Origin of the sequence: Neorhizobium sp. R1-B (assembly GCF_004368875.1) — a bacterium.
In the GTDB taxonomy this organism is placed as follows: Bacteria; Pseudomonadota; Alphaproteobacteria; order Rhizobiales; family Rhizobiaceae; genus Neorhizobium; species Neorhizobium huautlense.
This window is the reverse complement of the sequence record NZ_SOEM01000002.1, coordinates 58,611-73,180: the sequence shown is the minus strand read 5'-3', so window position 1 is coordinate 73,180 and position 14,570 is coordinate 58,611. Positions and strand designations below refer to the sequence as shown.

The 14,570-nt window shown below is 61.1% G+C and carries 19 protein-coding genes; 14 read left to right on the top strand and 5 right to left on the bottom strand.

Going from position 1 to position 14,570, the window contains the following annotated elements:
• Positions 1-15 precede the first annotated feature (15 nt).
• The 9 genes from EDE05_RS03140 (at position 16) to EDE05_RS03100 (ending at position 6,288) form a co-directional block, all read left to right on the top strand.
• Entirely contained in the window at positions 16-414 is a 399-nt protein-coding gene (locus tag EDE05_RS03140; protein WP_134099987.1) for a VOC family protein, read from the top strand.
• A complete protein-coding gene (locus EDE05_RS03135) occupies positions 411-896 on the top strand; it encodes a GFA family protein (protein WP_134099984.1) in 486 nt (161 codons plus the stop codon). The genes EDE05_RS03140 and EDE05_RS03135 overlap by 4 nt, the downstream gene beginning before the upstream one ends.
• On the top strand, positions 893-1,387 hold the full coding sequence (locus tag EDE05_RS03130; RefSeq protein ID WP_134099981.1) for a GFA family protein: 495 nt from the start codon (positions 893-895) through the stop codon (positions 1,385-1,387). The genes EDE05_RS03135 and EDE05_RS03130 overlap by 4 nt, the downstream gene beginning before the upstream one ends.
• Positions 1,384-1,854: a GFA family protein gene (locus EDE05_RS03125; RefSeq protein ID WP_132409985.1), complete on the top strand. Its 471-nt coding sequence runs from the start codon at positions 1,384-1,386 to the stop codon at positions 1,852-1,854. The genes EDE05_RS03130 and EDE05_RS03125 overlap by 4 nt, the downstream gene beginning before the upstream one ends.
• A 162-nt stretch (positions 1,855-2,016) precedes the next feature.
• Positions 2,017-2,976, top strand: a complete 960-nt coding sequence (gene pip, locus EDE05_RS03120) for a prolyl aminopeptidase (RefSeq protein WP_134099978.1) — start codon at positions 2,017-2,019, stop codon at positions 2,974-2,976.
• Positions 2,977-3,168: 192 nt separating this feature from the next.
• Positions 3,169-4,785: a citramalate synthase gene (gene cimA, locus EDE05_RS03115; protein ID WP_134099975.1), complete on the top strand. Its 1,617-nt coding sequence runs from the start codon at positions 3,169-3,171 to the stop codon at positions 4,783-4,785.
• Positions 4,786-4,806: 21 nt separating this feature from the next.
• Entirely contained in the window at positions 4,807-5,427 is a 621-nt protein-coding gene (locus EDE05_RS03110) for a YdeI/OmpD-associated family protein (RefSeq protein ID WP_112802235.1), read from the top strand.
• A gap of 157 nt (positions 5,428-5,584) precedes the next feature.
• On the top strand, positions 5,585-6,070 hold the full coding sequence (locus tag EDE05_RS03105) for a VOC family protein (protein ID WP_134099972.1): 486 nt from the start codon (positions 5,585-5,587) through the stop codon (positions 6,068-6,070).
• Positions 6,067-6,288: a DUF4287 domain-containing protein gene (locus EDE05_RS03100; protein WP_132409993.1), complete on the top strand. Its 222-nt coding sequence runs from the start codon at positions 6,067-6,069 to the stop codon at positions 6,286-6,288. The genes EDE05_RS03105 and EDE05_RS03100 overlap by 4 nt, the downstream gene beginning before the upstream one ends.
• A 47-nt stretch (positions 6,289-6,335) precedes the next feature.
• Here the strand turns inward: EDE05_RS03100 and EDE05_RS03095 are convergent, their stop codons facing one another.
• The 4 genes from EDE05_RS03095 to EDE05_RS03080 all read right to left on the bottom strand — a co-directional run bounded on the left by EDE05_RS03095 (position 6,336) and on the right by EDE05_RS03080 (position 8,759).
• The gene (locus EDE05_RS03095) at positions 6,336-6,569 is read right to left on the bottom strand and encodes a zinc ribbon domain-containing protein (protein WP_134099969.1); all 234 of its coding nucleotides are present in this window, start codon (positions 6,567-6,569) and stop codon (positions 6,336-6,338) included.
• Between the two features lies 1 nt (position 6,570).
• Positions 6,571-7,176, bottom strand: a complete 606-nt coding sequence (locus tag EDE05_RS03090; RefSeq protein ID WP_166675420.1) for an OmpA family protein — start codon at positions 7,174-7,176, stop codon at positions 6,571-6,573.
• 26 nt (positions 7,177-7,202) lie between these two features.
• Positions 7,203-7,682 (bottom strand): hypothetical protein, encoded by a 480-nt coding sequence (locus EDE05_RS03085; protein ID WP_134099964.1) that lies wholly within the window; start codon positions 7,680-7,682, stop codon positions 7,203-7,205.
• Between the two features lie 201 nt (positions 7,683-7,883).
• A complete protein-coding gene (locus EDE05_RS03080; protein WP_134099961.1) occupies positions 7,884-8,759 on the bottom strand; it encodes a methyltransferase domain-containing protein in 876 nt (291 codons plus the stop codon).
• 151 nt (positions 8,760-8,910) lie between these two features.
• On the opposite strand from EDE05_RS03080, the gene rarD reads away from it, so the two are divergent.
• Both rarD and EDE05_RS03070 read left to right on the top strand, forming a co-directional pair.
• Positions 8,911-9,828 carry an EamA family transporter RarD gene (rarD, locus tag EDE05_RS03075; RefSeq protein ID WP_134099958.1) on the top strand — a complete coding sequence of 306 codons (918 nt, stop codon included), beginning with the start codon at positions 8,911-8,913 and terminating at the stop codon, positions 9,826-9,828.
• A 17-nt stretch (positions 9,829-9,845) separates the two neighbouring features.
• On the top strand, positions 9,846-10,175 hold the full coding sequence (locus EDE05_RS03070) for a DHCW motif cupin fold protein (protein WP_132410003.1): 330 nt from the start codon (positions 9,846-9,848) through the stop codon (positions 10,173-10,175).
• A 31-nt stretch (positions 10,176-10,206) separates the two neighbouring features.
• Here EDE05_RS03070 and EDE05_RS03065 read toward each other — a convergent pair whose 3' ends face one another.
• Complete coding sequence (locus EDE05_RS03065) at positions 10,207-10,812, bottom strand: TIGR00730 family Rossman fold protein (RefSeq protein WP_134099955.1); 606 nt, start codon at positions 10,810-10,812, stop codon at positions 10,207-10,209.
• Positions 10,813-11,024: 212 nt separating this feature from the next.
• On the opposite strand from EDE05_RS03065, the gene EDE05_RS03060 reads away from it, so the two are divergent.
• From EDE05_RS03060 to EDE05_RS03050, 3 genes are all read left to right on the top strand, one after another.
• Positions 11,025-12,803: a LysM peptidoglycan-binding domain-containing protein gene (locus EDE05_RS03060; protein ID WP_134099952.1), complete on the top strand. Its 1,779-nt coding sequence runs from the start codon at positions 11,025-11,027 to the stop codon at positions 12,801-12,803.
• A 546-nt stretch (positions 12,804-13,349) separates the two neighbouring features.
• Positions 13,350-13,754 (top strand): VOC family protein, encoded by a 405-nt coding sequence (locus EDE05_RS03055; RefSeq protein WP_134099949.1) that lies wholly within the window; start codon positions 13,350-13,352, stop codon positions 13,752-13,754.
• Between the two features lie 508 nt (positions 13,755-14,262).
• Entirely contained in the window at positions 14,263-14,487 is a 225-nt protein-coding gene (locus EDE05_RS03050; protein ID WP_134099946.1) for a hypothetical protein, read from the top strand.
• Positions 14,488-14,570 lie beyond the last annotated feature (83 nt).

The following is a 14,570-nucleotide window of genomic DNA, read 5'->3' as shown; positions in this document are numbered from 1 at the left end:
GGAGGAAAAAGCGCGATGATCGACCACATGGGCATCACGGTTGCGGATTTCGACCGCGCCAAGGCGTTCTACAATGCGGCCTTTGCGCCGCTCGGGGCCTCGTTGCTGTATATGGTGCCGACGGAATATACGGGCGGCGTCAAGGTCGGCGGCTATGGCCGGGAGCGGCCGGTCTACTGGCTGCATGAGGGCACACCGCCAGCCGGCTACCACCAGCATATCGCCTTTACCGCCAACAGCCGCGCCGAGGTCGACGCGTTCTACAAGGCCGCAATCGCCGCCGGCGGCCGCGACAACGGCCCGCCGGGCCTGAGGCTACATTATCATCCGAACTACTACGGCGCCTTCGTCTTCGATCTCGACGGGAATAATATCGAGGCGGTTTGCCACTCGGCGGAGGGAAGTCCGGAATGACTGACAAAATCCATACCGGGGGGTGCCAGTGCGGCGCGGTGAGATATCGCGCGACGGGCGAGATCGGCTTTCCGCATCTTTGCCATTGCCGCATGTGCCAGAAGGCGGCGGGGAACTATTTCATGCCGCTCGGCGGGGTAAAGTGGGAGGATTTCGCCTTCACTCGCGGAGAGCCGGCCTGGTTCCAGTCCTCCAAAACCGTGCGGCGCGGCTTTTGCGAAAAATGCGGCACCCCGCTCTTTTACGACGGCAGCAGCGACCATATCAGCATCACGCTGGGTTCGCTCGACGATCCGCAAAACGTGAAGCCGCAGCTTCAGACCAACCTCGCCCGCAAGGTGTCCTGGTTCGGAGAACTCGACCACCTGCAGCACGACGCGGAGATGGACATGACGCCGGACCAGGAAAGGGCGGTGGCCGAAAGCACCCGGCAGCATCCGGATCACGACACCGACGCCTGGCCGCCGGAGGAAAAGCCATGAGCGATGCGACAAGAACCGGCGGCTGCCAGTGCGGCGCCATCCGCTTCCGGCTCGAAGGCGAGCCCTTCGAACCCTCGATCTGCCATTGCCGCATGTGCCAGAAGGCCTTCGGCGCCTATTATGCGCCGCTGGTGGCGATCGGCGAGGCGAGACTTGTCTGGACGCGCGGAACGCTCAAATATTTCCAATCGTCCAATCACGTCCGGCGCGGCTTCTGTGCAGATTGCGGAACGCCCATGACCTACGAGGCGGCGGACGGAATCGCCATCTCGGCCGGCAGTTTCGACGACCCGGCATCGCTGCCGCCGGTCATTCAGTTCGGCGTCGAGGGCAAGCTTCCCTTCGTCGACCGGCTGCATACGCTGCCCGAGCGCCACACCCTTGATGATATCGACTCGGCTCCCTTCCTGAGCGACATTGTTTCCTACCAGCATCCTGATCACGATACCGAAACCTGGCCTATCGAACGGCCCGCGGAGAACAAGCAATGACAGAGACTTTGAGAACAGGCGGCTGCCAGTGCGGCGCCGTGCGCTTCCGGATCCATGGCGAGCTCGGCCGCGCCTCCATCTGCCATTGCCGCATGTGCCAGAAGGCTTTTGGCGGCTTTTTCGGGCCGCTCGTCAGCGCACCCAAGGACGGCGTCGAATGGACCCGCGGGGAGCCGAAATATTTCCAGTCGTCGGTCAATATCGATCGCGGCTTCTGCGAAAACTGCGGCACGCCGCTGACCTACCGCTATCCCGGCGGGCTGGAGCTTTCGATCGGCTCCTTCGACAATCGCGACGATCTCGCGCCGAAGATCCAGGTCAATTATTCGGCGCACATCCCCTGGGTAACGACGATCTTTGACCAGCCGGTCCGCGATGCGGCGGAAGACGCGGCCAAGCAGGAGCAGATCATTTCGTTCCAGCATCCCGACCACGACACGACCGCCTGGCCGTCCAAGGGCTTCTGACATGGTCGACAATCCGAACCTGAAGATGCCGAAATGGCTTCTTTACGGGCTGATCGCCAAGGGCGCAGTGGTGGTGCTGGTCACGGCGGCGATCGTCGCCTACGCCTTGCTCGGTTAGCCGCGCTTGCCGCCAAAGCGCAAACGATCAATGAAGGACTTTTCATGACGGACATTTTTCGCACGCCCTATCCGGAGATCGAACCCTACGAGACCGGACAGCTCGATGTCGGCGACGGCCACGTCATTTATTGGGAACGGGTCGGCACCAAGGGCGCCAAGCCCGCCGTCATTCTGCATGGCGGACCGGGCGGCGGCTGTACGCCTGCCCAGCGGCGGATGTACGATCCGGCGCTCTACGACGTTTTGCTGTTCGACCAGCGCGGCTGCGGCCGCTCCACGCCGCATGCGAACCTTGAGGCCAACACGACCTGGCATCTCGTCGCCGATATCGAGCGCCTTCGCGAAATGGCCGGCGTCGACAAATGGCAGGTCTTCGGCGGCTCCTGGGGCTCGACGCTGGCGCTCGCCTATGCCGAAACCCATCCCGAGCGCGTCACCGAACTTCTGCTACGCGGCATCTATACGCTGACCAGGCCGGAACTCGATTGGTATTATCAGTTCGGCGTCTCGGAAATGTTTCCGGACAAGTGGGAAGCCTTCGTCGCCCCCATTCCGGAAAACGAACGCCACGAGATGATGGCCGCCTATCACCGCCGCCTGACGGGATCCGACAAGGCGGAGCAGATCCGCTGCGCCAAGGCCTGGAGCGTGTGGGAAGGCTCCACCATCACGCTTCTGCCCGACCCGTCTCTCGCCTCGAGCCATGACGACGACCATTTCGCGCTCGCCTTCGCCCGCATCGAGAACCACTATTTCATGAATGCAGGCTGGCTCGAAGACGGCCAGTTGCTGCGCGACGCGGTGAAGCTCAAAGGTATTCCCGGCGTCATCGTCCACGGCCGTTATGACATGCCCTGCCCGCTGAAATACGCCTGGCAGCTTTCGAAAGTCTGGACGGATGCGGATTTCCACATCATCGAAGGTGCTGGCCACGCGATGTCGGAGCCGGGCATCACCGACCGGCTGATCCGGGCGACAGACAGGTTTGCGGGGAAGAGTTGACAGCATTGCCATGCAGCCCCCTCACCCGTCCTCCGCTCCGCTCGGCCACCCTCTCCCCAAGGGGAGAGGAGGGAATTGGGATCTCGCGGCAATTCCACCTTCCCCCTCTGGGAGAAGGTGCCAAAGGGCGGATGAGGGAGCAGCGGAATTCGGCTGCAGTCTCGAAATAACCTTGCTCCAGGAGGAGCACCCATGACACGCGAACGCATCTATCTCTTCGACACCACCCTCAGGGACGGGCAGCAGACGCCCGGCGTCGATTTTTCCGTCGAGGACAAGATCGCCATCTCCAACCTGCTCGACGAGTTCGGCCTCGATTATGTCGAGGGCGGTTATCCGGGGGCCAATCCAACCGACACCGCCTTCTTTTCCCAGAAACGGACCGTGAAGTCGAAGTTCGTCGCCTTTGGCATGACGAAGCGCGCCGGCATTTCCGCCTCCAACGATCCGGGCCTCGCCGTGCTGCTGCAGGCGAAAAGCGACGCGATCTGTTTTGTGGCAAAGAGTTGGGACTACCACGTGCGCGTCGCGCTCGGCTGCTCCAACGAGGAGAACCTGGAATCGATCCGCGACAGCGTCGAGGCCGCGCAGCAGGCGGGAAAAGAAGCGCTCGTCGATTGCGAGCATTTCTTCGACGGCTACAAGGCCAATCCGGACTATGCGATTGCCTGCGCCAGAACCGCCTATGACGCCGGCGCCCGTTGGGTGGTGTTGTGCGACACCAATGGCGGCACGCAGCCGGGCGAGATCCGCGCCATCGTCGAGGCGGTGATCGCGGCCGGCATCCCCGGCGCCTCGCTCGGCATCCATGCCCATGACGACACCGGCCAGGCGGTCGCCAACTCGCTCGCCGCCGTCGAGGCGGGCTGTCGGCAGATCCAGGGGACGCTGAACGGCATCGGCGAACGCTGCGGCAATGCCAATCTCGTGACGCTGATCGGCACGCTGGCGCTGAAGGACGCCTATTCCTCCCGCTTCGAGACGGCGATCGACGCCGAGCGCCTCACCGGCCTCACCCATCTCAGCCATGCCTTCGACGAATTGCTGAACCGCTCGCCGCACCACCAGGCGCCTTACGTCGGGGCATCGGCCTTCGCCACCAAGGCCGGCATCCATGCCTCCGCCCTGCTCAAGGACCCGCGCACCTATGAGCACGTGACGCCGGAAAGTGTGGGCAACTTCCGCAAGGTCATGGTGTCGGACCAGGGCGGCAAGTCGAACTTCATCAACGCGCTGAAGCGGCGCGGCATCGAGGTCGGCAAGGAGGATCCGAAGCTCGACCAACTGATCTCGATCGTCAAGGAACGCGAGGCGTCGGGCTATGCCTATGAGGGGGCGGATGCGAGTTTCGAGCTACTCGCCCGCCGCACGCTCGGCACGATCCCCGAATTCTTCTCGGTCGAAGGTTTCCGGGTCATGGTCGAGCGCCGGTTCGACAGCCACGGCCGCATCAAGATCGTCTCCGAAGCGGTCGTGAAGATCGCCGTCGACGGCGAGACGCATATGTCGGTCGCAGAAGGCGACGGCCCGGTCAACGCGCTCGACAAGGCGCTGCGCAAGGATTTCGGCAAATACCAGCACGAGATCGACGACCTCGTGCTCGCCGATTTCAAGGTGCGCATCCTCAACGGCGGCACCGAGGCGATCACCCGCGTCCTGATTGAATCGACCGATTCGAGCGGCGTGCGCTGGTGGACGGTCGGCGTCTCCGAAAACATCATCGACGCCTCCTTCCAGGCGCTGATGGATTCGGTGATCTACAAACTGATGAAAAACCGGGAGCTGGCGGGCAAGATCGCCGCTGAGTGAGGCCGGGCAATGGCAAGGGAAATGATCACCGACATCGAGGACTTCTTCTCGAAAGGATGCGGACGCTGCGACCGCTTTGCGACAGCTGATTGCTCGACGCGGCAATGGGCTCACGGACTGAACGAGCTTCGCCGGATCTGCCTTGCCTCAGGGCTCGTCGAGACGGTCAAATGGGGGCATCCCTGCTATATGCATGCGGGCCGCAATATCGTCATCATCGGCGCCTTCCGCGGCGATTTTCGCCTCAGCTTCTTCCATGCGGCACTGATGAAGGACCCCGAAGGCGTGCTCGAAAAGCAGGGGCCGAATACCAAGCATCCGGACATGATCCGCTTTGTGGACAATGCACAGGTGACAAAGATGGAGCCGGTCATCCTCTCCTATCTGAAGGAGGCGATGGGCTATGCGCAGGCTGGCGTCAAACCGCCGAAAGAGGAAAGCGAAATCGAACTGCCGGACGAACTGATCGAGGCGCTGGATTCCGATCCCGAGCTGGCAGAAGCCTTTCACGGCCTGACGCCAGGGCGAAAGAAAAGCTATGCGATCAATCTCAACTCGGTGAAAAAGTCCGAAACCCGAGTTTCGCGCATTGCAAAATTCCGCGACCACATTCTGGCGGGGAAAGGCGCATTGGAGCGGTAAGGCAAGTTTCGCAAGTGCCAATCGGCTCGCAGCGGCGAGACGGGTAAAAAAAAATGCGACGATCTCGATCACGATGTCGGATCGCCGGCGGCTGGTACGTCATCTTGTTACCAGGTCGGGATCAGACCTGAAGGACAACCACCAGGAGGACGACACGATGTCTAAGAACACCATTTGCCTGTGGTACAACAAGGACGCGGAGGACGCGGCCCGCTTCTATGCCGATACCTTTCCGGACAGCAAGGTCGGAGCCGTCATCCGCGCGCCCGGCAACTATCCCAGCGGAGAAGAGGGCGACGTCCTGGTCGTCGAATTCACCGTGGCAGGTGTGGCCTGCATCGGATTGAACGGCGGCCCGGCGTTCAAGCATAGCGAAGCCTTCTCGTTCCAGATCAGCACCGAGGATCAGGAGGAAACGGACCGCTACTGGAACGCAATCGTCGGCAATGGCGGGCAGGAAAGCGAATGCGGCTGGTGCAAGGACAAATGGGGTATATCCTGGCAGATCACACCTCGTATCCTGACCGACGCGCTTGCGGCGGGTGGCGAAGAAGCCAAACGCGCATTCGACGCGATGATGACCATGCGGAAAATCGATTCGGCCGTGATCGATGCGGCACGAAAAGGCAAAGGCGCGCCATGACTGCCGAGAAGATCAAAGGACCCGCTTCCTATTTTCCATCGATCGAGAAGAAATACGGCCGTTCTATCGGTGACTGGCAAGCGTTGGTAAGACAGCGCTACCCCGCCAAGCACATGGAGCTTGTCGACTTTCTGAAGAACGAACACGGAATGGGCCACGGACATGCAAATGCCCTCGTGGCTTATACGCTTGCCGAAGACAAGCGGGCCGCTTCGTGACGGAGCGGGCGTGAGTGGAGCGCCCGTTCTAAATCTAAGCGACTTGGCTACGAACTCAAAACGGCGACGATCATGATGGCGGCAAAAGCGATGAACATGATGCTTCCGACTATGATCGTAACCAGCGCCTGCGCCGAAATATATGTTCCGGCCACCCCACCAAGCACGGCGGGCCAGGCACGTCCGCCCTTTTGCTGTCCCAGTGGATAGCCGCATGCCGGGCAAGCGACAGCCTTGTCGGACACCTTACCGTCGCATTCCGGGCAAACTGTCAGCGCCATGTCATTCGTCTCCAATGATAAACTGGACGCGGCGGTTCAACTGCCGGCCTTTTGGATCATCCATACCGCCCGCCGTATTATTGGGCGCAACAGGAAATCGTTCACCTTTTCCCTCTGTCGTCATCTCTGACGTCACGCCGCTTTCTGAAAGCCAGTTTTTCACCGAAATGGCCCGGCGGTTCGACAGGCGGTCGTTATAATCATCGCTTCCTTTAGAATCTGTGTGGCCGATAATGGAAACGCGGCTTTCCTTCATCGCGCTCAAAACTCCGGCCAGCTTCGAAAGAACCGGACGCGCGTCGGGCCGGATGTCGGCCTTGTCAAAGTCGAAAAGGATATCGCTCGGCAGGTCGACGATAATGCGACCGCCTTCCGGTCTGGCGCCGAGTTCGGAAAGGGCCGCTTCCGTCCTCACCCGCGTCTCCTCATTCATATCTTGCAATCCAAACGAGGAACCTGCGGTTGAAAACGATCCGCTGCTCGGCTCCATCTTCTCGGCAAAAGTCGACCCCGGAAACTCCATTTCGCGAAATACCGATTGCTGCTCCCCTAGGGACTCGCCGATGATCGTTACCGAGTAGTCCGACCCGGTGGCCGGAGTGGCCATGAGGAAAGCAAGGATGACAGCTGCCCTCATTTCTTCAGTTCCAAAGGGATCGTCACCCCTGGCGCATTTGTGTCATCACCTGAATTTCCCGCATTAAAGACGAGTGCTATCTTCGTGACGCCTGCAGGAATGACACCGGGAAAAATAAGATCGCCTTCCATCGTCGTCCCATTGACGACCCTCATCCACTTGTTGTCCGCGATCTGGCGCATGTGCAGGCGGTCCTGCTCCCCGTCGCCCCAGGATATGTAGGCGTTCTCCTGATCGTTCATGTTGACGAAGTTGGTCTTGTGGCTGTCAAAGCTCGCCTGAAGGCGAACTTTCGTTGCATCACTGCCAACGGTTACGGCCTTGACTTGTACGGTGAGGCCGACCGGCACGCTAACCTGTCCCCCTGACAGCAAGACGTTCTGCTCTTCCGCTAGCGCAAAACTGTTGAAGAACATTGTCGTGATAAAAACCAGATTTTTCAGCAAAAACGCCTCCTGCCGCACAAACCGAAACATCGCTATATCCCCTGGTGACGGAGACGATCGCGAGTTCCTTGCTACCTAAGTCGCTCCGTGTTTTCAACGTCGGGCTGTAAAGAGTCGGCACTGGCGAGGGGCGGACCCAACTCTCAAATAAGTGGGTGAAGAGCCCGATGTGGCAGCAGCAAGAATGGCGTGGCGTCGAGCGATCTCCCGCAAAAAACATGCCCCTCCCCCTCAAACCTCCTCGAATGAAAGTCCCCAGTCCTTTTCGCCATACCATTCCTCCCCTTCAGGCGGTGTTTGCCAGCGAAAACTGCGCACCCGGTAGCCCCGTCGGCTCTGGAATGCCTCGGCAAGCCGCTCATGGCGGCCGGCGGGAGGGGGTTCCTGTCCCTCCGCCCAGACGAAGGAAACCGGCTGCAGGAAACGCGCGCCGAAGCTTGCCGCCCGCCGCCGGTCGATGAGAAGAAACCCGGCCCGGCGGGTGAAGCCGGTCGGCTGGCCGTTCTCGATCGCCGGCACGCCGAGTGGAAACAGCAGCCGTCCGCCGATATCAAGATTGTCGATCCAGGCTTCGGGCGGGTGGTCGAGCGCGAAATTGGCGTAGATGACATCCGTATCCTCCGTCGGCCATTGCGTCGCATCGCCCTGGAAGACCTCGACCTGCGGATAAGGAGCAAGGTTTTTCCGCGCGCTTTGTGCCAGCGCCTCGTCGTATTCGACCGCAACGACCCGCCCCGTCGGGCCGACCAGCTCGGCGATGATCGCCGTATAATATCCGGTCCCGGCGCCGAGATGGGCAACCGTCTCCCCTTCCCTGATTCCAAGCGCGTGAAGGGCGCCCGCATGCAGCGAGGGCATGCCGTTGTTGACGCCGCGCTTGACGTCGATGCCGATCAGCGCGTCCTGATAGAGAACAACGGGATCGCTGGAAGCCAGCTGCCTGTAGTTGCGGAAATCGTTATAAAGCCAGGGCGGCGGTCCGACGAAATCTTCCCGCGCGACGGCGGAAAATGCAGCCAGCAGCCGGTCGCTGTCGGCAACTCCCGCCTTCGCTAATATCTGCCTGGCATAAAACTGGCGGTGCAGCGGCGCATCTTCGAAAGCCATTCAACACTCCACTTTTACGACACTGCGACGATACGATCTGAAGCCCATAAAATCGTGACAGATCATGGATCCTTCACCGAAATGAATTGGTTCAACTCAACCTATTCGTTTAGACCGGGCAATCACAGAACAAAATGTTGGAAACACCCTCATGGCTACCGATACCATTCCGGCTCCCGTCAAGAACGAGGATACGCCGCGCGGCTTCGCTTTCGGGCTGGCAGCCTATTTCCTGTGGGGGTTCCTGCCGATCTACATGAAGGCCGTCGCCCACATTCCGGCGCTGGAGGTGCTTTCCCACCGTGTGATCTGGTCTGTACCTGTCGCCGGCATCGTGCTGTTGGCCCTCGGTCGGACGGGCGACGTTAAGGCCGCGATCCGCTCGCCCAGAACGCTGGCGATGGCCGGCCTTACCGCCGCGCTGATCAGCGTCAACTGGATGACCTATATCTGGGCAATCAGCGTCGGCCGCGCGCTCGATACCGCGCTCGGCTATTTCATCAATCCGCTCTTTAGCATCTTCCTGGCAGCGGTGCTGCTGAAGGAAAAGCTTTCCGCTGTCCAGCTGGCAGCGATCGGGCTGGTGGCGGCGGCAGTCGCGATCCTCACCATCGATGCGGGCGGACTTCCCTGGGTTTCGCTGATATTGACGGTCAGCTGGGGATTCTATGCCTTTTTCCGCAAAACCCTGCCGGTCGGGCCTAACCAGGGATTCTTCCTGGAAGTCGCAATCCTCAGCCTGCCTTGCCTGTTTTACATCATCTATCTCGAAACCAGCGGTCAAGGCCACCTGATGCAAACGGGGCTTTCCGACAGCCTGCTGCTGCTGGTAAGCGGACTGGTGACCGCGGTGCCGCTGATCATGTATGCCAACGGCGCCAAGCTCCTGACCCTCTCAACGATCGCGATCATGCAATATATCGCGCCGACGATGATCTTCCTGATCGCCGTCTTCGTCTTCCACGAGCCGCTCAGCCTCGTGAAGCTCGGCGCCTTCGTGCTCATCTGGTCGGCACTTATCATCTACACCTGGTCGATGCGGCGCCAGACGCGCGGCAGCAGGGCCTGACCCCTCCGGAGAGAGCCATGCAGATCAGCGATATTCCCTTCGGCACCACCGACTGGAGCGCCGTGCCCAAAACGGAGCACAGTGGCGAGACCGGCCTTGCCGTCTGGCAGACACGTCATTTCGGCGGCATCAGGGCGCGGATGGTGGAGTATACGCCGGGCTATCTGGCGGACCACTGGTGCGTCAAGGGCCATATCCTGCTCTGCCTTGAAGGCGAACTGACCACCGAACTAGCCGACGGCCGCATTTTTACCCTGAAGCCCGGCATGAGCTATCAGGTTGCAGACGACGCCGAGCCGCACCGCTCCTCGACGGAGACCGGCGCGAAACTCTTCATCGTCGACTGAAGCCGGGTTCTCGCGCCGGAGCCCGCACGTCTCACAGACGCGAAATCACCGAGTCCTCGCCGCCCAGGCGGCCGCGGTCCTCGCGATGTTCGAGGATCGCCGGGACGATATCCTCAATATCGGGAATGATGAGCGGCTGCACGAGATGAGCGCGGTGAATGAAGCCCTGTTCGCGCATGTGATGGATCAGGTCCAGCATCGGGTCCCAGAAGCCGCCGATATTGGCAAAAACCATCGGTTTTTCGTGCCGGCCGAGCTGCGCCCAGGTCATGATCTCGACGATCTCCTCCAGCGTGCCGATGCCGCCCGGCAGGGTCACGAAGGCGTCGGAGCGCTCGAACATATTGTGCTTGCGGGCATGCATGTCCTCGGTCACGATCAATTCGTCGAGCTGACCCAGCGAATGGCGGGTCGCCTCCATATCGACAAGAAATTCGGGAATGATGCCGGTAACCTGACCGCCGCTCGACAGAACGCCGGCCGCGACCGCGCCCATGATGCCCTTGGTGCCTCCGCCATAAACCAGCCGAAGCCCGTGGGCGGCAATGGATTTCCCGAGCGCGCGGCCCGCCGCGATATAGGCGGGGTCACGTCCGGGTTGCGAGCCGCAATAGACGCAGATGGATCGAATCGGCACAAGTTTTCTCCGTCACGCATTCAAAGGGAGGCATAGGCATGCCCGAATGTCGAAATTGACGGGAAACACCCGGAAGAGCAAGGGTTTATACCGTGAAAAGCTTGTGAAGACAGGAGGAAAGGGTTAATCCGAATATGCGACGCTAGGCCTAGTTCCTTTGATCCGGATCCTTCTGCCGGAAGGACTTTTGAGGCCCGTCGGGAGAGACATTGATGATAAAAAACCGTGCGGGCTTGCTGGCCCTGATCGTACTTGCCGCTGCATCGCTTCTGATGGTGTTCTTCGTATTGCCGAGGATCAGCCAGGACGCAAAGCCGATCGGCGAAGCGATCAATGCTGCAGGCGACGCCGTTAAGGAAGCAATCACCGATCCGCAGCAGACGGCCAAGGCGCCGGAAGCGCCCAAGACGGGCGATCAGGCGGCGGCTTCTGCCTCATCCTCTTCCACAAAACCCGACGCTGCAGCCTCGTCCACGCAACCGGCCACCCAGGCTGCGGCTGCGACACCCTCCTTCGACGTGCTGCGCGTCGAACCGGACGGCTCGACCGTGATCGCGGGCCGCGCCCAGCCGAATTCCAAGCTTGAAATCACCAATGGTGCCGCCGTCGTTGCCAAAGTCGATGTCGGCCCGAGCGGCGATTTCGCGGTCGTGCTCGACAATCCGCTGCCGCCCGGCGACCACCAGCTCGTGCTGAAGGCGATCGGCAAGGACGGCACCGCCGTCACGTCGGAAGAGACCGCGACCGTTTCCGTTCCCGCCGACAAGAGCGGCGAGCTGCTTGCCATGGTGACCAAACCGGGCAAGGCAAGCCGGGTGATGACCATGCCGGGGCAGAACCCGGCCTCTCCGTCGCAGCCCCAGGCATCGCAGCCAGGAGCCGGCCTGCCGGCGACGATTTCTCCCGCGTCTGCGCCCGCCGCTGCGGTCTCCGATGCCGCCGGAGCGCTGCCTGGCCTGCCTGCAGCCTCCTCGAACCTTGCCTCCTCGGCACCGAATGTCGGCGCTGCCTCGCCCGTCCCCGACAACGGCGCTTCCGCCGATCTGCGGGTGACCGCCGTCGAGATCGAAGGCGCCAAGCTTTTCATCGCCGGCGTCGCGAAACCGGGAGCGTCGCTTCGCGGCGAGGCCGACGGCAAGCCGGTCGGCAATGCGAAGGCCGGCCAGGACGGCAGCTTCGTGATCGAGGGGCTGACGGACCTTTCGGTCGGCGATCACCGGATCAGCGTCGAATCCCTTTCGGCCGCCGGTCAGGCGCTGTTGCGCGTCGAAGTGCCGTTTAATCGCCCGGCGGGCGAACAGGTTGCCGCAGTTGCCGGCTCGTCGGTCTCGACCTCGATGAGCGGTGTCGATGGCGGCGCCTTCGACAAGCTGCGCAGCGAGACGGCCCGCGCCTTCTACCTCCTCAAGGGCCTCTATGAGGGAGGCAAGACGCCGACAGCCGAAGAGGTCGCCGCCGCCCGCTCAGCCACCGGCATCGCGCTGAAGTCGCTGGCAGAATATCAGCTGCCGGCAGACGCATCGGCCGCCGCCCGTCCGATCACCGACGCCGCCGCCAAGGACGCCGCAGCGGCACTGGCGGCGCTCGACGCCTTGCCGAAAGATGCGGCAACCTTTGGCGCCGGCCTCAATCAGATCGCCGGCATGGTCGGCAAGGCGGTCGGTCCTGTCATCGCCTACCAGCTCAAGAGCGGCGCCGAAATGGCCGCCGCCGGCACAGGCGACACTGCCGGCGCAAAGACGATCCAGCAGGCGCCGCTCACCCAGAGCGAGCGCAATTCCGTGATCATCCGCCGCGGCGACACGCTGTGGCAGATTTCCCGCCGCCTCTACGGCCAGGGCGTCCGCTACACGACGATCTACCTCGCCAACCAGGATCAGATCGGCAACCCGGACATCATCCAGCCAGGCCAGATCTTCGGCGTGCCGGAGGAGTACCGCCCCGATTCGGAAGAGCTGCATCGGCAGCGCCTACGCCCGAAGCGGTCGTAACCGGCCGCCTGCGTCCCAACCGTTGAAGAGACACCCTTCCGGCCTGCCGGGAGGGGATAAATTCTCTGCGCTCCAAAATTCTTTCGTCACGTCTCAATCGCTTAACGGCTTTTTCTTCCCCACCTCGTCCCCGCCTTCCGGACTTGCGCAACAATCATAGCGTCATCGGATGGGAAACCGGGTTCCGGAACCGGTCGCATCCACGGGTTCGAAACTCGGTTTCCGATGGCGGCTGCGCAAGGCGAAAACGGAGGGCTGGGAAATCCTCCAAAAAGCACCAGACGCAGCCGGGGCAGGCGGAAAGCCTGAAATACCAATACCCCTCGAATACCCCGCCTGCCCCATTCCCCATTCCACCGCCCCGGAGATGTCCGGCGCGGATGAAGGTGTTTGCACCTTCCTGGCTGGAACAGGGCAAAACGATGCAACTCAGCAAGACGTTGCCAGCAACGCGGATCCCGACGATTGCGGCCTATGCCTGCTTCAAATAGCTTGCCGATCGCCCGCCCGCCGCTCCAGGCGGATGCTCAAGCAGGAGAGCCAAAGATGAACCAGACACTCGCGCTGATCGCCCTTGTCGTTCGCGACTATGACGAGGCGATCGGCTTCTACGTCAACAAACTGGGCTTCGTCCTGATGGAAGACACCTATCAGCCGGAACAGGACAAGCGATGGGTGGTCGTCAAGCCGCAAGGAGCCGGCAGCACGTCGCTGCTGCTTGCCCGCGCCTCCACGGCCCATCAGAGCGAATACATCGGCGACCAGGCTGGCGGCCGGGTTTTCCTGTTCCTGCGCACGGACGATTTTTGGCGGGACTACAACAATCTGGTGGGCGGCGGCATCGAATTTGTCCGGGAGCCGAAGGAGGCCGACTACGGAATCGTGGCGGTCTTCAAGGACCTCTACGGCAACCTGTGGGATCTGATCGAGTTTACGGACGGCAGAGCGTGAACCTCCACCGCTGCTGACGCCCAACTCGGGTTTGGCATTACATCTCCCGAACGGGACGTCCGCTCGGCGGATAACGCAAAGGCACTACTGGACATCGACAATGGTGAGTATGTATCAGTCTGCCATTCTTACAACTTATGAGGACAATGATGAGCCTTTTCAGGCGTACTCTTCTGGCCGCCGCGTTATTGCCCACGATCGCCCAAGCAGCGGACTGCCCGTCGTCGAAAACGGCAAAGAACGGTTTCATACTCGGGCGCCTTGAAGCGCTGAGTGAATTTCGAAAACTAAAGGACCCCTTGTCCAAATAATCACCTCTTTTGGTGGACCGGACAAGCAGGTCGTCTATTCGTTCGAAGGACTGTTCGATCTTTCCCTTGAGGATCGAAAGGAAAGATATGCCAGATATCCCCTATCGGATCTGAGCAACATCCTTCCCCTCAAGAAGGGTGATCGTCATACTATCAATTTCGTGCCCTTTGACGCGAAGCGATCAGCAGACGACTGGGTGCTGGAACTCACCGTTACAGCAGAGGAAACGGTCGCCCTCGGTCGCTGCAAGTATGACGTGTTTCGTGTAAAACAGGAAACAAAGCAGAACGGGAGGACGACCGAAAACCTGAGCGTCCTTTATTCACCCGATCTTCATGTGACCCTTGCAAAGATCTATGACGAAGGCACCAGCAACCAAGTCATCGTCAGCTACGAGCACATCCGACCTTTGGTGCGTTGAAAAGACCAGGTCTGCGATCAGGCGCTCCCCAATGTTTGGCAGGCTGGGAGCCTTGATCGGTCCCTTCCTGGGAAGGCGCCGTC